The sequence below is a fragment of the Paractinoplanes brasiliensis genome (genome assembly GCF_004362215.1).
Classification (GTDB): domain Bacteria; phylum Actinomycetota; class Actinomycetes; order Mycobacteriales; family Micromonosporaceae; genus Actinoplanes; species Actinoplanes brasiliensis.
The window spans coordinates 6,389,360-6,414,466 of sequence record NZ_SNWR01000001.1 but is presented as its reverse complement, the minus strand read 5'-3'; the positions used below and the strand labels follow the sequence as shown (position 1 = coordinate 6,414,466).

The window sequence follows — 25,107 nt, the reverse complement described above, 5'->3', positions numbered from 1 at the left end:
GTGGGTGGTCAGGCGACGTCGAGCGCGTGCAGCACCGGCACCACGCCCTCGGCGACGGCTTGGACGTTGCGCTCGTACGCGTCGAACGATCCGATGCGCAGCACGATGTTGCGGGCGCCGGCCGCGACGTACTCGCTCAGCCAGCCGGCCAGGTCGGCCGCCGAACCGCCGTAATAGAGCTGGTAGGCGGCCATCGCCGGCAGCGGCAGGTCGTTGTAGCGGTGGGTGTAGTCGTTCAGGCCGGCCGTGGCCTCGTCGCGGTCGTCGTTGATGTTGACGGTGACGTACAGGCCGGTCTCGACAGCGTCGGGGTCCCGGCCGGCCGCCTCGGTCTCCGCCCGGATGGCGGCGAGCGACCGCGCGTACTCCTCGGGCGTGATGAGGATCGGCAGCCACCCGTCGTAGTGGCGGGCCACCCGCCGGACCGCGCCCGGCTTGCCGTTGCTGGCCAGCCAGAGCGGGGGGCCGCCCACGTCGGTGGGCGGCATCTGCAGGCGCAGGCCGTTGAGGTCGTAGTACTCCCCCGTGAGAGCACCCTCCTCACCCCGCCACGCCTTGCGCCAGAGGGCCACGGCCTCGTCCACGCGGCCGGCCCGCTCCCGATAGGACATCGTGACCGCGTCGTACTCTGCCTGCACCGGCAGCGGCGCCCCGGTGCCGATGCCCAGTTTGAGGCGCCCCGGCGCGAGCTGGTCGAGCGTGACGATGGTGTGGGCGAGCGTGAGCGGCTCGCGCAGGACGGCGGTGAGCGCGGCCGTGCCGATGGTGATCCGGTCGGTCACCATGGCGATCGCGGCCAGCATGGTCAGCGGCTCGAGCCGGTGCCGGGCCACAAAGGAATCACCCACCCAGACGGCGTCGAAGCCGCTGTCCTCCACCTGCCGCGCCATTTTCAGCAACGGCGCGGCGTCGTTGGAACCCAATATCGCGATCTCCCGTACCGGCAGCGCGATGCCGACATTGACTGCGGACATGCTTCCTCCCGAGACTTCTCCAGGCCACGGTCATCATGCGTCGGCGCCGCGGGTGCGCACGTCTTCTGCAGTGCTCACTGCGGCCGGCCCGGTGGGTCATCGAGCACTCTCGGATAAGACCCGTAAGGCTCCCGCCCCGACCATTGACGCAGTGCATTTCCAGCCATTGCGAATGAGCGAGGTCCGGCATGGGTGTGAATTTCAACTTCGACGACAAGGTCGCTCTGGTCACCGGCGCGACATCCGGCATCGGGCGGGAGGCCGCCCTGCTGCTCGCTCGGGGCGGGGCGTCCGTCGTGGCCTGCGGCCGGCGGGCCGAGCTGGGCGAGAAGCTGGTGCGCGAGATCGAGGAGGTGACCGGCAAGCCCGGCCGCGGCGTGTTCGTGACCGCCGACGTGACCGACGGCGACCAGGTCGCGGCCGTGGTCGACACGGCGGTGGCCACGTTCGGCCGGCTCGACCTGGCGTTCAACAACGCGGGCACGATGTCGCGCGGCGCGCTCCCCCTGGTCGCCACCGACGAGGACGAGTGGCAGACGCTGATGGACACGAACCTGAAGAGCTGCTGGCTGAGCCTGCGCCACGAGATCCCGGCCATGACCGCGAACGGCGGTGGGGCGATCGTCAACTGCGCGTCGATCATGAGCGTGATCGCCGTGCCGTACATGTCCCTGTACACCGCGACCAAGCACGCGATCCTCGGTCTGACCAAGGCAGCCGCGCTCGAGACCGCGAGCGCCGGCATCCGGGTCAACGCGGTCTGTCCGAGCATGGTGGACACCGCGCTGCTCGAGCCGCTTCCCGGCGAGATCCTCGACAACGCGGTCGGCGCTCACCCGATCCCCCGCATGGCCACGAAGACCGAGGTGGCCGAGCTGGTGGCCTTCCTGCTGTCGGACTCCGCCGGCTACGTCACCGGCCAGGGATACCTGCTCGACGGCGGTTTCACCGCGGCGTGACGCGGCGGGCGAGCGGTCGCCGGAGTTTTCGGCAGCGGTGACGCGATGAGTTTCCGCACAGGATCCGGTCAACCTTTGCAGGGCCGGTGGCGCTGCCCGGGCGCCACCGGCCCGCGCACGACCGAGAACGGTGCAGACGGAACTGGAGGATCGTCATGTCGCGCAAGCTGAAGGGTTCGCAGCCATGATCAACGCATCACCCGCAGCTAGTCCCCGGACCACCTGGACGCTGGTGCTCGCCTCGTTCGGCGCGTTCCTGACCGCGCTGGACGTGGTCGTGGTGGCCATGGCCCTGCCGACGATCCAGACCGACCTGAACGCGAGCCTGGCCGACCTCGACTGGATCGTGAACGCCTACGCTTTGTCGTTCGCCGCGCTGCTGCTGACCGGCGCCGCGGTGGGCGACCGGTTCGGCCGCCGGCGGATGTACATGCTGGGCATCGTCATTTTCACCCTCGCGTCGCTGCTGGCGGCGTTGTCGACGAACTCCGAGACGCTGATCGCGGCACGCCTGCTGCAGGGTGTCGGGGCGGCGATCCTGGCGCCGCTGTCGCTGACGCTCATCGTCGTGGCGTTCCCGCCGGCCAAGCTGCCCGGTGCGATCGGGATCTGGGCCGGCCTGATGGGGCTGGGCGTGGCGATCGGGCCCGTGATCGGCGGCGCGATCGTCCAGGGCTTCGCCTGGGAGGCCATCTTCTGGCTGAACATCCCGATCGGCATCGTCGGCGTGCTGCTGTCCCGGCGGTTCCTGAACGAGACGTACGGCGGGGCGCAGAAACTCGACATCGTCGGCGCGCTGCTGGCCGCCCTCGCCCTGCTCGGCCTGGCCTGGGGCGCCACGCACGCGCCCGAGGCGGGCTGGGGCAGCTTCGAGGTCGTCGCCAGCCTCGTCGGCGGCGTGCTGATGACGGTGCTCTTCGTGCTCTGGGAACGACGCTCGCGCCACCCGATGCTGCCGCTCGCCTACTTCCGGATCCGTGGTTTCGTGGTGGGCAACACGGTCAGTTTCCTGCAGAACGTCTCGCTGATCGGCGCCGTCTTCCTGATCACTCAGTTGCTGCAGATCGGGCTGCGCCACGACCCGTTGTCGGCCGGTCTGCGGATGCTGCCGTTCAGCGCGACGCCCCTGTTGGTGTCGCCGATCGCCGGCGCGCTCGCCGGACGGCTGGGGAACCGGCCCTTCATGATCCTCAGCATGGCCCTGCACGCGATCGGCCTGATCTGGCTGGCCGCGCTGGTGCACGCCGGCGTGAACTACCTCCTGCTCATCCCGCCGTTCATCGTGGCCGGGATCGGGCTGTCAATGGGCTTCCCGTCGATCGCCGCGGCCGTCACCGGGTCCGTGCCACCGCAGGGCCAAGGCATGGCGTCCGGGGTGCAGCGTTCGCTCGCCCAGGCCGGCGGGCTGTTCGGGGTGGCGGCGGTCTCGGTCGTGTTCGCCTCGGCCGGCGGCTACGAGTCGGTCGAGCGATTCTTCGACGGCTTCACCGCGGCCATCTGGGTGGCGGCGCTGGTGCCCGTCGTGGGTCTGGTGGTGGCGCTGTTCGCCCCGCGGGACAACCCCGCGGCCGAGCCGGCTGCCGGCCCGGCCCCGCGAGAGGAGGAGCTGACGCCGCGAGCGGACGCGGTGTGAACGAGGTGCACGCATGCATGTCGAGTGTGGATCGGAAGAGGTGAAGCGCCGTGACAGGTGAGTTCCTGCCCGAAGTGTCGGTCATCATCCCCACCTACAACCGCCGTGATCTGCTCGTGGAGTCCCTGGGCCATTTCACGCGGCAGAGCCTGCCCGCCGACCGGTTCGAGGTCATCGTGGCGGACGACGGGTCGACCGACGACACCAAGGCCGTCGTGGAGTCGTTCGCGGACAGGCTGCAGATCAAGTACTTCTACCAGGAGGATCAGGGCTTCCGGGCCGGCACGGCTCGTAACGCCGGCGCACGGATGGCGGTCGCGCCGGTGCTCGTCTTCCTGGACACCGGCGAGATGGCCGGCCCCGACTTCCTCAAGCATCACCTCGCGGCCTACGCCGACGGGGCGCACCGGGCCGTCATCGGTTACGGGTACGGCTACCACTACGTGCAGACCCAGGACACCGTACGGGAAATGCTCGACAAGCTGGCCCCCGAGGAGATCGTCGCCAAGTTCCACGACGACCCGGCCTTCTCCGACGTGCGGCACGAGACGTGGGCGAAGACCGACTTCGTGCTGGCCGGACGGCCGATGCCGTGGCTGACGTACTGGTCGCTGAACTGCTCGGTGCGGCGCGACGACTTCTGGGCGGTCGGCGGATTCGACGAGGAACTGCTCGGCTGGGGCCCGGAGGACATCGAGCTGGGCATGCGGCTGCACCAGTACGGCGTGGAGATGGTGCTGTCGCGCGACGCCTGGGTGGTGGCCTCCCCCCATGAGCGGGACTGGACCAGCAACTACCAGGACGCCCAGCGCAACCTGGGCCGGATGCTGCGGCGTCACCCCGGGCCGATCACGGAGCTGTGCTGGGGCATCACGGCCACGACCACCTCCGGAGCGCTGTTCCCTTGGGAGGACGAGTATCACGCGCTCACGGTCTGGCTGCAGAAGGTGCGCGATGTGGACGTGCGGGGCGAGGTCGAGCAGGCGCTACGCACGCTCGGGCCGGTGCGCAAGGTCGCCGTCATGGGTTCGGGCGGCCAGGCGCCGGACGCGCTGCCGCCCTGGTCGGTCCTGATCGACTTCGACGACGAGCTGGTGAAGCGGGCCGCCGCGGACAGCGGGCACCTCGGCTATCACTCGATGGGGTTGCGCCTGCCGGTCGCCGACAAGTCGGTCGACGCGGTCATCGTCACCTCACGGATGAGCGGGCTGTGGGGCCGGTGGGGCGATCTGATCACGAACGAACTGGAGCGGATCGCGGGCACCGTGCACCTTGTCGACGGCGTCGGCCGGTGACCCGTCGCCGGCGCGCAGGGGCCGTGGCCCTTACGCGCCGGCTCGGTTCGTTCGTCAGGCCTGCCGGGCCAGGGCCGGCAGCGTTGCCGGCAGCCCGAACCGGCTGACCACGGCCTTGTCACGGTAGGCGACGATGCGCGACACCCCGGACTCCGTGGTGGTCAGCACGTGCAGGGTGCGGGCGTGCAGCAGATCGCCGGGACGGTCGTCCTCGGGGAAGTAGGCGATCACGGCGGGCTGGCCGTTCGCCGCGGTGGGCAGCATCCGGATGCCGCCGCCGGTGCAGCGGGCCGCCAGGAAGCGGACCACCGGGTCGCGTCCGCTGAACCAGTTGAGGAACGGCGGCATCTCCAGCACCACGTCGTGCCGCAGGAGCTTGACCAGCTTCGCCACGTCGGCGTTCTCGAAGGCCGACACGTACGCCTCGAGCTGCTCGTGTCCCGCCTGGGGGCGCGGACCGGCCGTGCTCTCGGGCTCGTCACCCAGCCGTTGCATCTGGGACCGGGCCCGTTGCAGCGCGCTGTTGACCGCGGCCGTCGAGCAGTCCAGCAGCTCGGCGACCTCGGACGCCCGCCAGGCCAGCACGTCGCGCAGGATCAGGACCGCGCGCTGCTTGGCCGACAGATTTTGCACGGCCACCGTCCAGGCGAGCCGCATCTCGTCGCGCGACTCGACGATGGTGGCCGGGTCGGCGGTGTCGGTCCTGGCCAACGCGTCGGGCAGGGGTTCCACGAACACCTCGTCGCGGTCGGGCCGGCGCATCGGCGCCGCGGGATCGCCCGTGGCCGGGACCAGGGCGGACGGGAGCACCCGGCGGCTGCGGTGTTCCAGCGCCGTCAGGCACGCCAGGGTCGCTATCCGATAGAGCCAGGTACGCAGCGACGACCGGCCCTCGAAGTCGTCGTAGGCACGCCACGCGCGCAGGTAGGTCTCCTGCACCAGGTCTTCGGCATCGTCGACCGACCCGAGCATGCGATAGCAGTGGACGAGCAGTTCCCGGCGGAAGGGGTCCGCGAGCCGGACGAACTCGTCACTTTCCGTGGTCATCTTCTGCCTCCCCGCGGTCGCCCGGGATGCAATCCGTCGCCGACTTTACCAGGATCAATCATTTTCGATGCCCCATCGCGGCGGGCGGCCGAGCGCCGCGACCAGCCGATCGCCCGGCGGCGCCCCCGGCGGCACCGGCACCGGCGCCGCGAACAGGCCGCCGCGGGTCACGTCGGTCACCACGGACGGCAACACCGGCAACAGCCGCTCGGCCAGCCCGTCCGGGATCGGCTCGGCCTGCCCGCGGGCACACGCCACGTCCCACCCGTGCACCGCGAGTTCGACGGCGCCCACCGCGGCCAGCATCGCCATCGGCATGGGCAACCGCTCGACGTGGACCCGGCCGGACGCGGCCGGCTCGGACCGGCACGCGACCAGCAGCTCGCCGGCGCGGCGGCGTACCGACGCCAGGAGCTGTTCGCCGGGGTCCCCGGCGAACAGCTCCAAGGCCGGGGCCTGCCGCCCGACCGCGCCCGCGGCGATGCCGTCGTGCAGCGCCGCGAGCGAGTCGTCCAGGTGGGCCAGCAGCATGCGCAGGTCCCAGCCCGCGCAGGGGGTGGCCGCGGTCAGCCCGGCGGCGGTCAGCCGGTCGAGCGTGTGCACGGCGAAGCACGCGGCGGCCGCCATCACCGTTGCCTCCGGCGGTGCCGTCCCGGTCATCCCATCGGGGGCAGCGTGGCCGCCGCCGCGGCGACGAGGTCGGCGAACTCGCGCCGCTCGGCCGGGGACAGGGCCCGCTCGTACACGGCGGCCTTGAACCGGTCGGTGGCCTGTTCGGCGGCGTCGATGAGCGGCTTGAGCTCGCTCACGTCCTCGAACTCGCCCGTCCACCCGAAGAACGCGGCCTGACCGGGGCCGTCGTTGGTGAGGATGGCCTGCAGCGGGGTCAGGCCGGCGGCCGTGGTCGCCACCAGGTGGGCCCCGCCGCGCAGCTCACGCAGGATGTGAATGATCTGCATGACGCGGCCGGGGCCATCGGCGGCCGGCGGCAGGGCGCGCCACCCCGCGAACAGCGGCAGCGCCGACGCGTCCGCGGCGTCGACGACCCGCTGGCCCAGCTCCTGGAGCCGTTCCACGCCGGGGAAGCCGGCCAGATGGTCCTCGCCCCAGGCGGCACAGGCCTGCCCGTACAGGACCGCCGAGGCCCGTGGCTCGCGGACCTTCAGCCCCTCCTCCCACATCCGGTGCACCAGAGAGGGCTCGAAGTAGCCGATCGCCGCGTAGACCACCTCGGCGTCGACGGCGCCGAGGACGCCGGCACGGCCGGTGAAGTAGAACGACAATCCCTCGGTGTAGCCGTACTCCGCGGTACGGGCGCCCGTTTCCGGGGAGATCATCCAGGTGGAGCCCATGGTGTGGATGAGCCGATCCGCGGCGCGGGCCGTCTCGATGGCTGTCAGTTCGGTCATTGCCGTTGCTCCTGAGGCTCGGAATCGTCGGTCGTGTTCCGCATAGGTAGACACCGGCCGGACCGGAAACTCATCGCGGCCACCCGAGCGGGCCGTTCAGCCGGCGCTCGACGACCATTCGGGCTGCTCCAGCACCTCCAGCACGGCGGCGCTGAACGAGAAACCGGCTCCGATCCCGGTCAGCACGACCCGGTCGCCGGGGCCCACCGCCCGGCTCTCCAGCAGGTGGGTCAGGCCGGCCACCTGGTCGCCGCCGCCCATGTGGCCGACGTGCCGGCCCCACTCCCAGGTCGATCGCGCCACGTCCAGCCCGTGGTCGCGCCGCCTGGCGTCCCAGTCGACCAGGGTCAGGCCCGTGTTGGGGAAGACGAACCGGGCGACCTGGTCGAGGGCGGTCCCCGAGTCCTTCAGCGCCTCGTTCATGACCCGCTGCTGGTTGGCCGCCACGGTACGCACGATGTCGCCGATGTCGGCGCCGCCGCTGAGGTAGTCGCGAGACCGGCCCCGCAGGTCGACGGGCCAGCCGTTGGCGCCCGGATGGCTCTCCCACGGCTGGTCGCCCCGATAGAGCCGCTCGTGCCGGGCGTCGCCGATCGACGCCGTTGACAGCAGTCGTGCCACACCCCTGCCGGCGCCGCGGGTCAGCACGAGCGCCGAGGCGCCGTCGCCGCGGGGCTGCCCCTTCTCGGAGCGATACCGGTCGAAGTGCGGCAGCTGGTAGCAGTCGGCCGTCGTGATCAGCGCCGCGACCGGGGCCGGCTTGGTCAGCAGGTACGCCGCGGCCACCTCGAGCGCCGCCATGCCGCTGTTGGAGGCCTGCCGCACCTCGAGCGCGGTGGCCGATCCGCCGACCGTACGGTCCTGGATGTACGAGGCGACCGGCCAGTAGTACAGGCCCTGACCCCCGATGCCGCCGTGCACGACCAGGGCGAACGGCACATCGCTGGGCGTGGCGCGCCGCAGGGCCAGACGCGCGGCGGCGACCCCCATGTCGGCGGGTGACTCGTCGCGGGCGACCCGTACGTGCAGATATCCGTCGGCAGCGCACTCGTCGGCGTCGTAGCGCCCGTCGGCCACCGCGTCGCGGACATCCTCGATCTCGCTGCCCAGGTGGGCAGCCGAGGAGCTGATGTACACGTCGTTCCACTGCATGCGCTGCGCTCCCTGATTCAACTACCTCGATCTCGGTGGCCGCCGTTCAGGTTAGACGGCGGGTCGCCGGCCGTGTTCGTGCAACTCCGCATCGTGGGAGAAGTACGCGCACCGGCATCTGCGTAGCTTTCGAGATGGCACGGAAGTGCCCTCCACCTCGCCGGATCCGGCGACTAGCGCGGCAAGGAGAAGCCATGATTCTGGTTACCGGGGCCACCGGAACCGTCGGCAGGGAAGTGGTGAGCCAACTCGTCGGGGAGGGACGCCCGGTGCGCGCCCTCACCCGGGAACCGGACCGGGACCTCGGGTTCCCGCGGTCCGTCGAGGTGGCCGGCGGCGATCTCGGCCGGCCGGAGACGCTCGGCGCGGCGGTGGCCGGCGTCGAGAGCGTTTTCCTGCTGACCGGCGGCGGGCCGGAGACCCCGCTGCACGACGCGAACCTCGCCCTCGCCGCGCTCGACGCCGGCGTGCGCCACATCGTGAAGCTGTCCATCATCGGGGCCGCGTACGGCTTCGACGACCTGGTGAGCACGTGGCACCTGGCCGGCGAGCGGGCGATCCGGCAGATCGGCGACCGGCCCGGCGGTCCGGCCTGGACCTTCGTGCGACCGGGCGAGTTCATGTCGAACGCGCGGCTGTGGGCGGGACCGGTCAAGGCCCGGCGCACCGTGATCTGGGCGCAGACCGAGGCGGCGGTGGCCGTCATCGACCCGCGGGACGTCGCGGCGGTCGCGGTCACCACGCTGACCACCCCCGGGCACGACGGCCAGACGTACCGGATCAGCGGACCGGAGGCGCTCACCGTCGGCGAGCGCGTCGCGAAACTGGGGGCGGCGCTGGGCGACCAGCTCACCCTCGTCGAGCGGCCGGTCGCCGACGTACGCGATGCCGCCGCCCGGGCCGGCCGTCAGCCGCTGGTCGTCGAGACCACGCTGGGCAACCTGGGCCGCCCCGAGTTCCGCGAGCGGGCCGCGACTGTGCTGCCGGCCGTCGAAAAGATCATCGGCCGGGCGCCGTACACCTTCGACCGGTGGGCCGCTGACCACGTGGAGATCTTCCGGTGACCACCACCGGCAAGAGGGACATCCTCACCCCGCTGCCCACTGCCGCCGCCCCGCGCCGCGGACGGCTCATCGCCGCCAGCGTCGCGGCGGGCCTGCTGCTCGCCGTCCTGTGGTCGTTCGAGTTCGTCGACCACGTCATCGGCGACAATGTAGCCAACACCCTGCTGGGGCGGGACGCCAAGGCCACCGCCCTCGGCGGCGCCGCAGCCGGCCTGATCTTCGCCTTCGTGTCCGGGCTGGCCGGCACGTTCACCGCCTGCAACATCGCGATGGCGGCGTCGATCGGCCCGATGAGCCAGGCCAGTTCCAGCTCGCCCACCCGCACCCGGCTCCGGGGCCTGTTGCGGCCGGTCGGCTGGCTGACCCTCGGGATGGTCGTCGTGTCCGGCGTGTACGGGTTCGTCGGCGTGCTCGTCGGCGACCGGATGCCGCAGTTGTCGACCGCCTCCGCCGGCGGCATACCCGTACGGCTGTGGCAGTCGATGATCGTCTTCGGCCTGATCGGGCTCGCGTTCGTCTACCTCGGACTGGCGTCGCTGGGTGTGCTGCCCGACCCGTTCGCCCGGCGCCCGGTCGCCCGGGTCGTCACCCTCGGAGCGCTGGTCGGCGGGTTCCTCATCGGACGCCCGTACCCGCTGTTCAACAAGCTGTTCCACTGGGCCGTCGACAGCGGCAACCCGCTGTACGGCGCCGGCGCGTTCATCTTGCAGTCGCTCGGCAACATCGTCATCGTCACCGCGTTGTTCAGCCTGGTCGTGCTGATCAGCCGGGGCCGGGTCATCGACTGGCTGGCCACCAGCCCCGGCCGCACCGTCGCGGTGACCGGCGCCCTGCTGATCGCGCTGGGCGTCTTCACGGTCGTCTACTGGGACATCCGGCTGCCGGCGATGTTCGGGCACGGATGGTTCCCCACGATGCCGTACAACCACTGAGCGCAACCATGCGGCGGAGCAGAATGACGGCTGCGGAACGGCGCGAACAGGTGCTGGCCGCAGCCGTCACGGCCTTCGGCGACGGCGGCTACGCCGGCACCTCGACACACCACGTCGCGCGGTTGGCGGGCGTGTCCCAGCCGTACGTGGTCCGCCTGTTCACGACGAAACGCGAGCTCTTCTGCGCGGCCCTGCAACGGGCGTCGGACCGGGCCGAGGCGGCGCTGCGCCGGGCGGCGGAGGGGGAACCGACGGCTGCCGGGCTCGAGAAGGGGTTCCGGAGCCTCCTGGCCGACCGGGCCACGATCACCGTTCTCCTGCAGGGGTTCGCGGCCGGTTCCGACCCGGTCATCGGCACACGCGTCCGCGACTGCTTCGGCCGCCTCTGCGCGGTCGCCGGCGAACTGACCGGGGCCGGCCCGCACCAGGTGGGCGCGCTGCTGGGGAGCAGCATCCTGTCAGCAGGGCTGCACGCCGCCGCCGACACACCCTGGACGACCGTCCCGCCCGCCAAGCCCCGGCACCCGTCCACCGCGGATGACACCGATCCGGCCCGAACGGCCCGCCGCAGCCGGCAAGGAACCCCTCCCGCCACCTGACCGCCGTGGTGGGAATCCGACAAGCGCTCCGGGTCAGGGCGCGATGCCAGTTCCCCGAGCGAATCAAATATCCGCCGCTCCTGCGCGCAGCCCGGCCGAATGCGGCCGCGAGCCGTTCACCCGAGTCACCGAGCACGCCACGCACAGCAGAACGTGCAGTCTCTACAGCACCGGGCCGAGGCGGTCACGCCGCGGAGGGCTGCCGGGCTCCGGTGAGCAGCAAGGCCGTCGCCTCGTTCGCCGGCACCGGGCGGGAGAACAGGTAGCCTTGGCCGAGCCGGCAGCCCAGGGCCACCAGGTCCGCTTGCTGCTCCGGCGTCTCGATGCCCTCGGCGACCACGGTCAGGTTCAGCGACTCCGCGATGGCGAGCACGGCGCGGACGATGCCCCGGTCGGTGGCCGTGTCGGGCAGGCCGGCCACGAACGAGCGGTCGATCTTGACGGTTTCGACCGGGAGCCGCTTGAGATGGTCGAGGCTGGAGTACGAGATGCCGAAGTCGTCCAGCGCGAAGTGGACGCCGGCCGCGCGCAGGCGGGTGGCGAACTCGTTGACGTCGACACGGATGGCGCTGTGCTCGGTGGTCTCCAGCCACACGTCCGCCGGGTCGGCGCCGCTGTCCGCGATCAGCTTCAACGTACGCGCGGCGGCATCCCCCTGTTGCAGCTGCACCGGCGACAGGTTGACGCTGATGCTGAGCCGGTCCCCGGGCAGCAGCCGCTGCCACTCGGCGAGCTGGCGGCACGCCTGCCCCAGCACCCACTCGCCGATGTCGGCGATGGCCCCGCTCTCCTCGGCCAGCGGGATGAACTCGTCCGGCGGCACCAGGCCGCGTACGGGGTGGTGCCACCGGCAGAGCGCCTCGAACCCGATGATCCGGCTGCTGCGCAGCTCGACGATCGGCTGGTAGTGCACGGCCAGCTCACCGCGGGCGGACGCGAAGGCCAGGTCGGAGCGGAGCTGGAGCCGGTCCAGGCTGCGGCGGGAGGCGGCGTCGTCGAACACCTCGGCGCGGCCTCGTCCGGCGTGCTTGGCCGCGTACATGGCCGCGTCCGCGTCACGCAGCATGGTGGCCGGGTCGGCCTGGCCGCGGACGCCGAGCACGCCGCCCACGCTGGCCGAGATCTCGACCCGCTCGTCGAGCAGGGTGAACGGAACCTCCATCGCCGCCACGACCCGGTCGCCGACGCCGAGGACGCCGTCCAGGTCGGCGACGCCGTCGAGCAGGACGACGAACTCGTCGCCGCCGAACCGGGCCAGCAGGTCGCCCTCGCGCATGCAGCCACGCAGCCGGTCGGCCGCCTGCACCAGCAGCTGGTCGCCGGCCTCGTGGCCGAGCCGGTCGTTGACGTCCTTGAACTTGTCGAGGTCGCAGAAGAGCAGGCCGACGTGGTCGGCGGCGTCCGTCCGGGCGAGCGCCGCGTTGAGCCGCTCCGCGGTGAGCGCGCGGTTGGCCAGGCCGGTCAGCGGGTCGTGGGTGGCCCGCCGGCGCAGCTCGTCCTCGAGACGGCGACGCCGGTCGATCACCCGCGACGACAGCACGACGGTGTTGTCGGTCACCACCGGGCGCAGGGCGCTCTCCACCCACACCCACCGGTCGTCGCCGGTCAGCAACCGGTACTCGATCGTCGGGGTGTGCGCCGGGCCGGCCAGAGCGGCGGCGACCGCGGCCCGGTCGCTCGGGTGCGCCAGGCCGGTCACCGGGGCACCGAGCAGCCGGCCCGGCGGCAGCGCCAGCTCACGCTCGTACGACGGCGACGCGTACACGAAGCGACCGGAGTCGTCGACCACCGCGATGAGGTCGCTGATCGAATCGGTGATCAGGCGCAGGGAGTTCTCGCTCGCCTGCAGGGCCAGGTACAGCTCGGCGTTGTTCATCGCGACGCCGACGTACGTGCCGAAGAAGGTGCCCGCCTCGGCTGCCTCGGAGTGGAACGGCACGCTGTCGCGGCGGAAGGCGTACAGCACGGCGGTGGGGCTGCCGTCGCGCATCACCGGCACCGCCAGCACCGAACCGCCTATCGGGAACCCGGTGTGCACGCCGGTGTACGTCTCACCGGCGCTCAGGGCCGGCCAGCCCCACATCTGTTCGCACGGCAGCGAGTACCCGGCGGGCAGGACGTCGTGACCGGTGGCCGCAGCGAGCGTCGCGACGCCGTTCTCGATCGTCGCCACACCGCCGTCGACCCCGCCCACCAGTCCCGGGAAGAGCCGCGCGGCCTGGTCGAACAGCGTCGGCAGGTCGAGGTAGCTCGTGAGGCGGTGCCCGAGCGTGGCCAGGGTCTCCACGGTCGCGGTGCGGCGGCGGGCCTGCACCGCGAGCCGGAGCCGGGAGGCCACGGACCGCAGCACCGGCAGGTCGGCGGAGGGGAAGCCGTCGGGGCGGGAGCGGAACATCATCAGCAGCTCGTCGGCCGTGCCGTTCTCGCCGACCGGCACCCAGACGGCCGAGGCGGGCGCCAGGCCGGCGAGCGAGGGCGGGAAGTCGGCCTCCGGGTCAAGGGCGGATCCCGTACGCGCGATCGCCTGCCCGGCCGCGATGGCCTCCGCCCCGGCCCCGGTGAGCGGCCAGCCGTCGGTGTACGCGGCGTCGCCCTCGGGGATGCCGCAGCTGCCGGTGAGCTGGAGGCGGCCGGCCACGACCCGCGCCGACACGGTGACGTCGGCGGCGTAGACCTGCGACAGCACGGCGAGCGTGCGCTCCACGAGCTCGGTCGGCGAGGACGGCTGCCCCAGCACGGTGAGCACCCGGATCAGGCGCGAGGTCTGCCGGTACGCGTCGGCCGCGGCCGCGGTGGCGCCCGCCAGCTTCTCCCTGAGCGCGTCTTCGGACGCTGTCTTGTCCATCGGTGTTCCCCGCTCACAGGGCCAGTGCGGTGATGGTGGCGTTGTGGTACCCGGACACGCTGACGGACCGGGCGAACTCCCCGTACGTGTAGAAGCCGAACGTGGCGACGGAACCGCTGGCCTTGTGGAGCCGGGCGGCCTCCTCGCCCTCGCGGTCGCGCAGCAGGTCCAGCCGGGCGATGCAGCTGAACGTCAGCATCACGGCCGGGTCGGCGATGTCGCTGAGGGCGTCCTCGACCACCTCGTCGATGACCTCGAGCAGGCTCTGCTGGTCGGCGGAGACAATCTGCACGGCGCAGTACTCCGGGAGCGGCGTGAAGGTCCGCAGGGCGCCGTGCTCGTCCACGTACGCGCCCCGGACGACCTGTGTGCCGTCCGGCTCGATCAGGCCGAACGAGTGTGCTGTGCGCCAGTCGACGCGGGCGCCCTCGGGCACCGCGGCCGGGGCGTCGTCCACGACCACCTCCCGGTAGACCTCGATGGCCGGGCGACCGTCGATCTCGTGCACCACCTGCCCCTCGACGCGGGTGACCAGCATGGGCAGGCCCTCGGGCTGCCAGCCGTGCCCGGACACCACGCGCAGGGGATGCTCCGAGCCGATCCAGGCCGCGACGGCGCCGTTGGCGACCACCTCGCCGCCGTGGAACACCGACGAGCCGGCGAACGTGCGGTCGTCCCCGGCCGCCCCGCCGACCACCGGGATCCGGGCGCCGGTGACCCGGTGCATCCCGGTGAGCAGTCCCTGCATGTCACCCGCCATGCCGTCGGCCAGCACCAGCAGGGCGCCGTGCGGGGCAGTCGCCGGACCCGCGGCGCCGAGAGCCCGCCGGGCCAGGTCATGGCCGGCCGCGACGGTGTCGTCGCTGATGCCGCCGACGACCGCCGTGCCGAACTGGTACCGGCCCCCGCCGAGGATCATCACGCTGACCGCCGGGCCGGGCGGGATGAACTCGCCCTCGGTGAACTGCCCGCTGGTCGTGGCGCCGATCAGTGGCGTCTCCCCGGTGACGGCGCGGATGCCGGCGAGCAGCGCGGCCAGGTCGTACCGGATCGAGGCGTACACGATCACCAGGTCGGGGTCGGCGCCGTCGAGCCCGGCCAGGGCCGCACGGGCGGCGGCGGACCCCGCGGTGGTGGCGTCTTCGTGGCTGCTGCGGGCCGTTCCGACCGGCATTCTCGTCATACCCGGGACATCGGCCGCCGACGGGCCGACCTTAAGAGAGTGGGAAGGTCCGAACTCCGGACGCGGGGGCGCCACCGTCACCGTCCGGCCGCCGCGCCACCCTCCCCGGTCCTGAGCCCGCGATCACCGGCACTGGCCGGGCAGTTCCTCGCCACCGTGCCGGGAGGCGGGCACGAGCATGGCGCACACCCGCCGTACGGCGTCGTCCGGGTCGAGGAGCCATTGCGTGACCGTCCAGTCCCCCGTGCCGGCGACGAAGGTGCTGCCGTCCGGGGAGAACACGATCGGTCCGTGCGGGCTGCCGTTCGCGCGCACCTCGGCCAGCAGGCTGCCGCTGCCGGTGTCCCACAGCCTGGCGAAGTCGGAGTTGTCGTCGGTCGCGGTGGCCAGTGTGCGGCCGTCCGGTGACCAGGCCACCCGGGACAGCGGCACGGGATGTTCGCCGATGGTTCCGGCGGGGGTCAGCCCGTCGACGCGCAGGATCGGCGCGCTGCGCCCGTGCGCGAGAGCCACCATGGTGCTGTCCGGGTTGACCGCGAGCTCGACCACCGAGCTTCCCGGCATGTCCCGCCGGTCGACCAGTGACAGGTCAGGCAGGCTGTACCGCCAGATCGCCGCGTCTTGCCCGCCGCGCTCCGGGCTCCGGTTCGACCCGACAAGCAGGTACCGTCCGTCCGGGGTGAAGGCCTGGGCGATGGACATGTGTCCGGGCAGCTTCAGCGGAGCACGCGGCTGGAGGGTCCGGGCGTCCCAGACAGCGACGTCGGGGTCGTCGCGCTCCTGAATCTTCGAAGTGCCCTGATCGTCCGGGTCGCGGTGGCTCGTCAGAACGGTCAGCAGCGACCCGTCCGGTGAGAAGGCGACGTCCCCCGGGTAGAGCTCCGGTGGGATCGTCAGCGTGCGACGTGGCCGGTGGGCGGCGTCGAAGACCCGGATCCGGCCGTCCGCGAAGGCGGCCGCGAGCGAACCGTCCGGCGCGTAGGCCAGGCCCAGCGGGTCGGCATCGCCGGGCACGGTGACGGTGTCGCGCAGCGACCCTGTTCGCGGATCCCAGATCCTGATCGCCGGATCGTTGCTGCCGGTGGCGAGCCTCTGCCCGGCCGGGTCGAAGGCGAGATGACCGACGAGCTGCGGGTGCGGCAGCTGTTGATCGCCGAGCCTGATGAGGTGCGGCGGGGCGGTCTGGCTGACGAGGACGAGCAGCCGGTCGTCACCGGAGAGCGCCAGATCGGACGGGACGCTGGGGAAACCGGTCACCGGCAGGCGAGGGCCGCCCAGGGTGAGAGCAAGAACCTCCCGGGGCCGGTCGCCACCGATGATCGCGGTGCCGTCGTGGCTGACCGCGAGACGGGCGTTCGTGTCACCGGTTCCCACGTCGTTCAAAGTGACCGGCCGCCAGTCGGTGGACGGCCGCCAGGCCCGCACCGGGCCGTCCACTCCGGCGCTGAACACGGTGTTGTCGGCGGCGAAGCCGACGGAGTGCACCTTCGATCCCAACTCGGCGAGCCTGCGCCCGTCGGCCCGACGGATGATCTCGCCGGTGTCGTCGCCGGCGACTGCCAGGAGATTCCCGTCCTGGCTCACCGCCAAGTCGAGGACCACCGGCACGCCGGTGCGTATCGACGCGAGTGCCCGGCCGTCCGCCGGATCCCAGGCGCCGATCTGCCCGGCCGGATTCACGTCGGGGCGCCTGGCCAGAACAGCGGTTGCGTCCGGCAGCCAGGCGACAGCGCCGAACCCCGGAAAGGTCCGATGCAGCGTTCCGCTGGGCACTTCCCAGATCGCGACACCGTTCTCCAGCGCCAGCGAGCCGCCGGCCAGGAACCGGCCGTCCGGCGAGAAGCTGAGTGAGATCAGCCTGGCCGGCCGGTCGGCGTTCGGGCCGGTGCCGCCCTGTCTGTCGGCCGGGTGACGCAGTTCCGGGCCGACCCGCTGCTGGCTCCTGCTGTCCCACAACTGGACCCGCCCGTCCTGGAACCCGACGGCCACGAGGCGGCCGTCGGCGCTCACCGCGACCCTGAACGCGCCCGATTCGGAGCCGAGTCGGCCGACGACCGCGGTGTGCTGGGCCTGAAGCAGGGCGCTGCGGGCCTCCCGCGTACGGGCGGACTGCCATGCCGCCAGCGAGCGGCGGGCCGACCGGTCCGGATCGCTCCAGAAGTCGGTCCGGGCCTCCGCCGCGAGTTGCCGCGACGTCGCCTCCCGGCGTTCCAGGTCGGCCTGGACCCGTTGGCGCCACACCACCACCGCGCCGGTCACCACCAGCAGCAGGGCGACCGCCAGCCCGGCCACCAGCCGGCGCAGCCGCCGGTTGGTCCGCCGCTGCGCCATCTCGTGGGCGTGGGCCGCGGCCTCCGACGCCGCCAGGAAACGTCGCTGCACGCCGGGCAGGTCGTCACGGCCGGCGGCCCACTCGCGCGCCGTCGCGAGCCGCGCACCCCGATAGAGCGCGTCCGCGTCCTCACCCGAGGCCGTCCACTCGGCGGCCGCCTGGCCGAGCCGCTGCCGCAGCAGGATCTCCTCGCGCGCCTCCACCAGCCAGGACGCCAGCCGGGGCCAGCCGGTCAGCAGCGCCTCGTGGCTGATCTCCACGGTTTCCCGGCCGGTGGTGACCAGGCGTGCCTCGATCATCGGGCGCAGCACCGTCAGTTCGGTCTCCTGCAGGCTGGAACGACGCCGGACCGGTACATCGTCCACGATGGTGACCAGGCTCAGCAGTGCCGCCCGAAGGGCTGCCCGGCCCGCCTCGTCCAGACCGGCGTAAATGTGCTCGGCGGTCTCGGCGACAGCACGGCGAATCCCTCCGGTCCGGCGGTACGCGCCGACCGTCATTGTCTCGCCCTCGCGGCGTTCCCAGGTCGCGCGCAGGGCGTGGGCGAGCAGCGGCAGCGCGCCCGGCTGATAGCCGGGCGCGCCGAGGTCGGTCAGCAGCAACTCCTCGAGGCCCGGCTCGACTGTCAGGCCGGCCTCGGTGGCCGGTTCACGGATCGCGCGGCGCAGGTCGGCGGTCCGCAGCGGGCCGGCCACCACCTGACCGGCGAGCATCGGCACCAGGGCCGCCAGCTCGGTGCACTGCGGATAGAAGTCGGCCCGCACCGCGAGCAGCACCAAGGCGGGCGTCGCGGCGGCCATCGCCGCCGCGAACGCGGCGCGTTCCGCCTGGTCCGGGCACTGGGTGAACAACTCCTCGAACTGGTCGACCACGATGATCAGCCGGCCGTCGCCGCCGGCCCTGGCCGCGAGCTCGCCGAAGCCGGCCGGGTTGTCGCGGACGGCGGCCAGCGCCTGGGCGGGGTCGGCGTCCGCCAGACCGGCGGTGCGGCCCACGAGCTCCGCCAGCGGTGCGGAGCCGGGTGTCATCACCAGCCAGGGCCAGGCGCCGCTGTCCTCGCCGAGGCTGCCGTCCGCGATCGCCGGGAGCACCCCGGCGTGCAGCAGCGACGACTTACCCACCCCGGACACCCCGACGACAACCACCGGCGGGCCACCCAGCAGGTGCTCGCTGAGCCGGCCGAGCAGCTCGGCGATCAGAGACTCCCGGCCGCGGAACCAGCGGGCGTCGGAGGAACGGAAACTGGTCAGACCGGGATACGGGGAGGCCGCCTCGCCCGGTTCCGCACCGCCGGTTGCGGGCTCCGCGTCGGGCTCCGGCACGCCGCGCAGCACCGCCTGGCGCAACTGGGCCACCGCGACCAGCGACTGCCGCAACAGGTCGGTGTGCTGGCGCTGCGTGCGTCCCTGCTCGGCGAGCTGCCGCTGAATGTCCGCGAGCGTCTGCGCGGCGTCCTCGGCGAGCACCTGGAGCCGCCCGACGTCCTCGCCCAGCGCGCCGAAGACCAGGGCCAGGGCCTGCTGCCCGCGCTCGTCCGCGGCCCGCAGCGCGACGCCGACCGCGTCCACCTCGTGCAGCAGCGCGGCCACCTCGTCGCGCAGCGCCGCGGCCTGTTCGTCGCCGGCCTCCAGCCGGGCGAGCAACTCGGCGGCGACCGCCTCACGCCAAGCCACGGGGCCGGTTTCGTCGTCGCGCAGCCGGCGGGCCGCGGCGGCGAGCGTGTCGGACAGGTAATTGCTGCCCATGCCGCCGAGCTGGTCGAGCGCGGTCGCGTACTCGGCGGGCGCCCCGAGCGCGGCGCCGGCGACCGGGGCGACCGCCGACGCGGCGAGGATCGCGACAATGCCGTACGGGGTGGCCGTGCGCAAGCCGGCGCCGGCCTGCCGGATCCAGCTGCGGATGCCGGCCTGGGCGCGCTCCGCCGGAGCTGTGGCGTCGGTGTTCCGCACCCGCTCATGGTGTCACGAACCGTCCACTGTGCGTGGTCCTGGCATCGACGTGACACCATGCGCGGCCGCGCCACGATTCCCTTCATCGACCCCGAATGTCAGCTGGTCGCCGAGGTGAACGCCGGGTTGCCCCGGACGCTCCGGCCGCAGCGCAGCGAACCGTCCGTCCACTTCGGTGGCTGCACCAGGGGCATCGGCGAGCTCGCCACCGATCACATGCGCACGACGCCGGAGACCGCGATCGCCGAGATCAACCTCGACAGGCGGAAACGGGCGATGAGCGAGTGGCTGCGGTCAGAGCGCCCTGTAGGACAGCAGGAAGTTCGCCGGCCAGCTGTGGAACGAGTCGACGTAGAAGCGCGGCGCGCCGCTGCAGTCGGCGGTGGTGTAGCCCCCGACGCCGTTGGGGAAGGCGTTGTACCAGTCGATCGCCCAGGTCGCGCCGGCCGGGATCGGGCGGCACACGTCGTCCGGGGCGGCCTGCCGGCCGACCACCTGGGTCGGGTTGGAGGAGTAGAAGACCAGCCCCGTGTCGGGGTTCCGGACCGGCTCGGCGGCCGACGCGGGTGAGGCCGACAGCGTGACTGACAGCGCGGTGACCAGGGTGGCGGCGAGGCCGGCGGTTCGCTTGGCGATGAGGCGCATCTTCGTCCCTTCGAAACATCCTAGTGATCGGCTTCGATGTCACCCTTTCCAACATCACATTTACTTGTCAAATAAAACTTTGACCGATCAGTGAACCCGCCCCGGTAGAGGGAGGGGCCGAACGGCATGTGCGGGCGTGCCGGCGCCGGCGTCCTGCTCGACTTCGCGCCGGGTTCGCGGATGCCGCGGCCCGCTGGTTCGGGATCGTGCCGGCGGGCCCGCGGTGACTGTGGCCGGTCGCCCTACAGAAATGCTATGGCGCGACGTCGTAGGCCCGGGATAGGGCGCGCGGTGACCCTGGCGGTCGACACTCGGAGGACGCGGGAGAGGACCGGCATTGGTTGCAGCGATCGACATCATCTGCGCGTCGTGGAACCGGTCGGAGGCGATCCGGCCGACCATCGACAGCGTGCTGGCGCAGAGCTTCACCGACTGGCGCCTGATCGTCGTCTCGGACGGGAGCACGGACGACACCGACGACGTGGTCCGTTCGTACACCGACCCCCGGGTGCAGCTGATCCGGAGCCGGCGGTACGGGCAGGCGGGCGGCCCGCGCAACGACGGGCTCGCCATCTCCACCGCTCCGGCCATCGCCTACCTGGACGACGACGACCGGTGGATGCCCGATCATCTGGCGGTGCTCCAGCGGGCGTTCGAGTCCGGGGCCCGGCTGGTGTCCACGGCCAGTTTCGGGGTGAACCAGGAAGGCGTCGAGCAGTACCGCACCGACGTGCTGAACCTGGTCTGGCATCCGGACCTGCAGCTCCTGTGGCCGATCTACGAGCCCAGCCGGGTCGGTCACGTCCGCGGGCTGCCGGAGAGCGTCGGCGGCTGGACCACCGATCAGAACGGGTTCGAGGACTGGGACATGTGGCTGCGCCTGGCCGACGCCGGCGAGCGTTTCACGCCGCTCCCCGACCGGACGGTGGTGATGTACCTCAGCGACAACTCGCTGCGCCACCGCAAGGAGCTCAAGTACTGGATCGATCTGGGCGCGCTGCCCGACGAGAGCGCCTGCGACGAGCTGACCCGGCGGCTGCGGGTCCCGGAGGTTCAGGACGAGCTGCGGGCGATGTTCTGTGCCGCGTCGACGGAGTTCCACGTCGACCGGGCCAAGCTGGGCGAGCTGTGCATGCCGGCCGAGGTGACCATCGACATGATCGTGGAGCGGCTGGAGGCGCTGGCCAAGGACACCAGCATCGGCATGCTCCAGGATCTGAAGTTCGTGCCCGAGGACGGTGAGTTCCGGGTGGTGAAGCCGTTGCAGTGCACCACCGACTGGCATGCCGACCGGCTCCGGGACTACCTGTTGCGGCACGACAGCGAGCGGATGGATTTCGTCCGTCGTCTGATCAAGGAGATCGCCCCTCGGGGCTGACCACATCGGATGAGCCGGGGTTCGGCCCCGGCTCATCTGTTTACCGAACGCCGACAAGGGAGAGCCGATGACGGCTCTCCCTTGTTGTGGTGCTCCGGCTCAGCGCCCGATCAGCGCGCCCTCGGTCTCGGCCGACGACTCGTCCCGCTCGATCGTGGTGCTGTGGTACCACGGGTTCCCCGCCGCCTCGGAGATCAGGTCGCGGGACTCGGTGGCGTAGTGCCGGCCGAGCGCCAGGGACATGTGCTGCACGAACTCCAGCGCGGTGAAGTACTTGCGCATGAAGGTCGGCTCGGTCATCTCGACGACCGTCACCTCGACGTTGCGGTTCTGCGGAACGTCCGCCGTCAGCAGCCGCACCAGGTCGCGCATCTTCTGGGTCGTGTACGCGTCGTCGTCGCTGTCCATGAAGACGACCAGGCTGTGCCGCCGTGCCGGGTCGGACAGCGTGGCCACCTCGCTGTGGCAGAACTCGTGGAAGTAGTTTCGGGTCATCGGCGCCATCGCCATCTCGTTGATGTGCATCTTGGCCAGCTTCAGCAGGCTCTCGTGCCACTTCGGGGAGCCGACCATGATGACGTTGGCGTTCTCGCTGCGGGCCGCGGCCGTCCGGGCCAGTTCGCGCAGTTCGGGCGAGAAGTTCGCGTCCAGGTGTTCCGGGATGGCGGCGACCTCCTCCCGCCGGTCCTGACTGATCAGGCCCATGCGGAAGAACATGTCGAGCAGGATCGCGAAGTACTGGCCGACGTGGAACAGGGGGTACTCCCGGTCCGGCTCGGTCAGCTCCCACTTCGCGATCGACACGCCGGAGGCGCGGCCCAGCTCGGCCAGCCGTCCGCCGGAGGTGAGCAGCAGGGTGCGGTGATGCTTGTCCTCCAGCGCCTGCAGCACCCGTACGGGTTCCACCGAGTGACCGCTGTAGGAACTGATCACGAACAGCGTGTGCTCGTCGGCCATGACGGACTCCGGCACCAGGTGGGTGAAGTCGTAGTCGTTGAAGACGTGCACCTCCACCTCGGCCTCGATCTCGCGGAGGAAGGCGCGGACGATGTCGGAGACGATGGCCGAGCATCCCATCCCGGTGAACACGATCCGGGTGAAGAAGCCGCTCGCCATCCGCTCGGCGAGCTCGGGGGTCACCTCGTCCAGTGAGTACTCCTGCGACTTGCGGAACCCCGCGCGATACCCCTTCTCCAGAAACTGCTCGTACCGATCAAGTCGTGACTGCATGTTGAGCCTTTCCCCTCCGGTTGGGCACACGGCGGCCCGTTCACCACATGAACTGGCCGCCATCGACGATGATCTTTTGACCCGTGATGTACCGGGACTCGTCGCCGACCAGGAACTCCAGCGCGGACGCCATCTCCTCGGTCGCGCCGATGCGTCCCTGCGGTATCTCCGCCAGCAGGGCGGCACGCGGCCCGGGTTCGTCAGTGCGGAACCGCGTTCGCATCTCCTCGGTGTCGATCATGCCGGGGATGAGGCAGTTGACGCGGATCGTGGGCGCGAGCTCGAGCGCCAGGCATTTGGTCAGGTGCAACAGGCCGGCCTTGCTGGCGCAGTAGTTCGCGCCGTTGACCCGCGGGCGGATGCCCGTCGTGGCGCCGATGTTGACGACGACGCCACCGCCGGCCGCCAGCATCCGGGGCGCGACCGCCCGGGTCAGGTGGAACGGGCCGGAGAGATTGGTGGCGATGACCTGCTCCCAGTCCTCGGCCGACAGCTCGAGGAAGGGGCGGTCGATGTTCCGGCCGGCGTTGTTGACGAGAACCCGCACCGGTCCGTGCTCGTCGTGAAGCTGCTCGGCGACAGCGTTGACGGCGGCCGCCGAGGAGACGTCGGCGGCGATCGCGGTGAAGCCGTCGCCGAACTGCTTCCGTGCAGCCGCGGCCGCGTCCTCGTCCGCACGGTAGAAGGCGACCACACGGTAGCCACGCCGCAGCAGCCTGTCGCTGAAGCTGAGCCCGATGCCCTTGCAGCCACCCGTGATCAGCGCGAGCGGACGGGTCATCGGGTCCGGTCCCAGATCCCCAGATACCGGCGGTACGAGTCCAGGGGCCCCGCCCACCGCTGCGCGACCTCCGGCGCGGTCAGCTCGACCACGGCCAGGATGTCGGCGATGACGCCGGTCAGCTCCCGGACACCCGCCGGCATTCCCGCGGAGGTCAGGTCTCGCAGCGCGGTCAGGCACCGCCGGCCGAGCACTGTTGCCGCGAGCGCCTCGTCGAGCTCCGCCCAGCCCCGGCCGGCCCCGGCAGTGCCGATCATCGACCAGGTGACGGCGGCCAGGGCGTCGAGGGCGAGCGAGATCTGCTCGTACGCGGCGAGCATCCTGTCCTCGCCGGTTCTCTCGAGTGCCTCGTGCAGGCGTACCAGGACCTCGGCGACGTGATTCTCCGTCGTCGGGGCCGGCCGGGGGTGGCCGGCCGGCCCCGACGCTCCGGCGCCCTCCGGGATCACCTGCAGACGCCATCGGAGCAGGGCGTCACCGCGGGCCACCAGGTGGACCGAGCGGGCGCCGTCCGCCGGGGCTGCCGAGAGGTCGTGCCAGCCCGGCAGAATCGCCCCGAAGGTGTGGATCATCAGCGGGTCCAGCACCGGGACGAAGTCGGCGAACCTGGCGTCGCGCACCACCACGACCGCGTCGATCTGCCTGCCGGTGGGGTGGCGCCCGCGGTCGTACACCCGGGTGACGGAACCGCCGGGTTCGAGTCCCGCGACGAGTTCTTCGAGATGGGCGGGTGGATCGGTCGCGCCGAGGTCGGTCAACTGCTGGGTCACGGACTCTCCTTCAAGGAACGGCTCGCACTCAGGCGAGGCAGAGCTTTACCTTCTTCTCGAGTCGCCACTGTTCCGCCCGGGCATGCTCACCCATCATTTCGTAGGCGCGGATGACGAGGTCGTAGCCCATTCCCTCGGGCATGGAGTACTGATAAAAGAGCTTCAGCAGCGAATGTTCGGCCGCCTGGTGGTAGCCGAGTTTCCCGAGAGCGACGGCCTCGTCGAGATGCGCCGAGATTTCGCCGTCGGTCGCCTCGGGCAACCATTGAATGTCGTTGTCGTCGAGTGTCAGGTTCGACGTGAGATCCCGGAACGTGTCGTCGGCATAACAGTCCATGATGATGTGCAGACGGTCCGGGCCGCTCAGATTGCAGGCGCCGTGCCGGTTGGTCGGCACGAGGCGCCAGAGGCTGCCGTAACCGAGGTGGACCCGGGCGCCGCCGAGCGTCAGCGTGGCCGATCGGTTGGTGTGCAGCGGGATGTGCAGCCGGTGCCGCTCCAGGTCAGCCAGGTCGCGGTAGTCGCTGTGCTCCCAGAGGAAGGTGTTCGCCGGCAGCCGCGCGATGCGCACCCACATGTATTTCAGCCCGAACGAGCGGAGCAGCTCACGCGTGGCCGGCATGTGCTCCAGCACGGTTGTCTCGCGTGCCTCGCAGTCGCGGATGGCAACGTCGCTGGGATCGCCGCTGTCGTTGTAGAGCGACATGGTCTGCCAGTTTCCGCTCTGCCAGCGCGCGTATTCCACCATCCAATTCCGATCGAGCGTGAGCGCCTCTCGACTGACCCGGTCGAGGAGACGAAGATCGAGATCCCGGATTCGGGCGACCTGTTCCACGAGTTCCGCTTTCCGACCGCTCATCGGCCCACCTCCTTGCCGTAGCACAATTGCTCCGCACCTGAGCGGACGTGTCCCGGATTGTTTTTCCGACG

Annotated in this window: 20 protein-coding genes; 7 read left to right on the top strand and 13 right to left on the bottom strand. The window is 71.5% G+C overall.

The window, feature by feature from the left end; all coding sequences use genetic code 11:
• Positions 1–8: 8 nt before the first annotated feature.
• Complete coding sequence (locus C8E87_RS28900; RefSeq protein ID WP_133875994.1) at positions 9–974, bottom strand: LLM class flavin-dependent oxidoreductase; 966 nt, start codon at positions 972–974, stop codon at positions 9–11.
• A gap of 188 nt (positions 975–1,162) precedes the next feature.
• On the opposite strand from C8E87_RS28900, the gene C8E87_RS28895 reads away from it, so the two are divergent.
• The 3 genes from C8E87_RS28895 to C8E87_RS28885 all read left to right on the top strand — a co-directional run bounded on the left by C8E87_RS28895 (position 1,163) and on the right by C8E87_RS28885 (position 4,861).
• Entirely contained in the window at positions 1,163–1,933 is a 771-nt protein-coding gene (locus C8E87_RS28895; protein ID WP_133875993.1) for an SDR family NAD(P)-dependent oxidoreductase, read from the top strand.
• A gap of 130 nt (positions 1,934–2,063) precedes the next feature.
• A complete protein-coding gene (locus tag C8E87_RS28890) occupies positions 2,064–3,566 on the top strand; it encodes an MFS transporter (protein WP_275409173.1) in 1,503 nt (500 codons plus the stop codon).
• A gap of 50 nt (positions 3,567–3,616) precedes the next feature.
• Positions 3,617–4,861, top strand: coding sequence for a glycosyltransferase (locus C8E87_RS28885; protein WP_133875991.1), 1,245 nt, complete (start codon positions 3,617–3,619; stop codon positions 4,859–4,861).
• Between the two features lie 54 nt (positions 4,862–4,915).
• Here the strand turns inward: C8E87_RS28885 and C8E87_RS28880 are convergent, their stop codons facing one another.
• From C8E87_RS28880 to C8E87_RS28865, 4 genes are all read right to left on the bottom strand, one after another.
• The gene (locus tag C8E87_RS28880) at positions 4,916–5,941 is read right to left on the bottom strand and encodes a sigma-70 family RNA polymerase sigma factor (protein WP_275409178.1); all 1,026 of its coding nucleotides are present in this window, start codon (positions 5,939–5,941) and stop codon (positions 4,916–4,918) included.
• Between the two features lie 21 nt (positions 5,942–5,962).
• Positions 5,963–6,568, bottom strand: coding sequence for a TIGR03086 family metal-binding protein (locus tag C8E87_RS28875; RefSeq protein WP_133875989.1), 606 nt, complete (start codon positions 6,566–6,568; stop codon positions 5,963–5,965).
• On the bottom strand, positions 6,565–7,317 hold the full coding sequence (locus C8E87_RS28870) for an SCO6745 family protein (protein WP_133875988.1): 753 nt from the start codon (positions 7,315–7,317) through the stop codon (positions 6,565–6,567). The genes C8E87_RS28875 and C8E87_RS28870 overlap by 4 nt, the downstream gene beginning before the upstream one ends.
• Before the next feature lie 96 nt (positions 7,318–7,413).
• A complete protein-coding gene (locus tag C8E87_RS28865; protein ID WP_133875987.1) occupies positions 7,414–8,469 on the bottom strand; it encodes a ketoacyl-ACP synthase III family protein in 1,056 nt (351 codons plus the stop codon).
• A 194-nt stretch (positions 8,470–8,663) separates the two neighbouring features.
• Here C8E87_RS28865 and C8E87_RS28860 point away from each other — a divergent pair, with 194 nt between their 5' ends.
• The 3 genes from C8E87_RS28860 to C8E87_RS46455 are packed head-to-tail and all read left to right on the top strand — an operon-like array spanning position 8,664 to position 11,064.
• Positions 8,664–9,533 carry an NAD(P)H-binding protein gene (locus C8E87_RS28860; protein ID WP_133875986.1) on the top strand — a complete coding sequence of 290 codons (870 nt, stop codon included), beginning with the start codon at positions 8,664–8,666 and terminating at the stop codon, positions 9,531–9,533.
• Entirely contained in the window at positions 9,530–10,465 is a 936-nt protein-coding gene (locus C8E87_RS28855; RefSeq protein WP_133875985.1) for a hypothetical protein, read from the top strand. Before C8E87_RS28860 ends, C8E87_RS28855 begins: the two co-directional genes overlap by 4 nt.
• Before the next feature lie 23 nt (positions 10,466–10,488).
• Entirely contained in the window at positions 10,489–11,064 is a 576-nt protein-coding gene (locus C8E87_RS46455) for a TetR/AcrR family transcriptional regulator (protein ID WP_275409175.1), read from the top strand.
• Between the two features lie 184 nt (positions 11,065–11,248).
• Here the strand turns inward: C8E87_RS46455 and C8E87_RS28845 are convergent, their stop codons facing one another.
• The 4 genes from C8E87_RS28845 to C8E87_RS28830 form a co-directional block, all read right to left on the bottom strand.
• On the bottom strand, positions 11,249–13,909 hold the full coding sequence (locus C8E87_RS28845; protein ID WP_133875984.1) for a putative bifunctional diguanylate cyclase/phosphodiesterase: 2,661 nt from the start codon (positions 13,907–13,909) through the stop codon (positions 11,249–11,251).
• Positions 13,910–13,922: 13 nt separating this feature from the next.
• Complete coding sequence (locus C8E87_RS28840; protein WP_133875983.1) at positions 13,923–15,092, bottom strand: FIST signal transduction protein; 1,170 nt, start codon at positions 15,090–15,092, stop codon at positions 13,923–13,925.
• A 123-nt stretch (positions 15,093–15,215) separates the two neighbouring features.
• Positions 15,216–19,373: an nSTAND1 domain-containing NTPase gene (locus C8E87_RS28835; RefSeq protein WP_133875982.1), complete on the bottom strand. Its 4,158-nt coding sequence runs from the start codon at positions 19,371–19,373 to the stop codon at positions 15,216–15,218.
• Between the two features lie 294 nt (positions 19,374–19,667).
• Positions 19,668–20,018 (bottom strand): hypothetical protein, encoded by a 351-nt coding sequence (locus C8E87_RS28830; RefSeq protein ID WP_133875981.1) that lies wholly within the window; start codon positions 20,016–20,018, stop codon positions 19,668–19,670.
• Positions 20,019–20,355: 337 nt separating this feature from the next.
• Between C8E87_RS28830 and C8E87_RS28825 the strand changes: the two genes are divergently transcribed.
• On the top strand, positions 20,356–21,396 hold the full coding sequence (locus tag C8E87_RS28825) for a glycosyltransferase family 2 protein (protein WP_133875980.1): 1,041 nt from the start codon (positions 20,356–20,358) through the stop codon (positions 21,394–21,396).
• Between the two features lie 99 nt (positions 21,397–21,495).
• Here C8E87_RS28825 and C8E87_RS28820 read toward each other — a convergent pair whose 3' ends face one another.
• From C8E87_RS28820 to C8E87_RS28805, 4 genes are read right to left on the bottom strand one after another with little or no spacing between them, the layout of a single operon-like run.
• Positions 21,496–22,626, bottom strand: a complete 1,131-nt coding sequence (locus tag C8E87_RS28820) for an SIS domain-containing protein (protein WP_166661276.1) — start codon at positions 22,624–22,626, stop codon at positions 21,496–21,498.
• 40 nt (positions 22,627–22,666) lie between these two features.
• Complete coding sequence (locus tag C8E87_RS28815) at positions 22,667–23,407, bottom strand: SDR family NAD(P)-dependent oxidoreductase (protein ID WP_133875978.1); 741 nt, start codon at positions 23,405–23,407, stop codon at positions 22,667–22,669.
• Positions 23,404–24,177, bottom strand: a complete 774-nt coding sequence (locus C8E87_RS28810) for a hypothetical protein (protein ID WP_133875977.1) — start codon at positions 24,175–24,177, stop codon at positions 23,404–23,406. The genes C8E87_RS28815 and C8E87_RS28810 overlap by 4 nt, the downstream gene beginning before the upstream one ends.
• A 28-nt stretch (positions 24,178–24,205) precedes the next feature.
• On the bottom strand, positions 24,206–25,036 hold the full coding sequence (locus tag C8E87_RS28805) for an aspartyl/asparaginyl beta-hydroxylase domain-containing protein (RefSeq protein WP_133875976.1): 831 nt from the start codon (positions 25,034–25,036) through the stop codon (positions 24,206–24,208).
• Positions 25,037–25,107 lie beyond the last annotated feature (71 nt).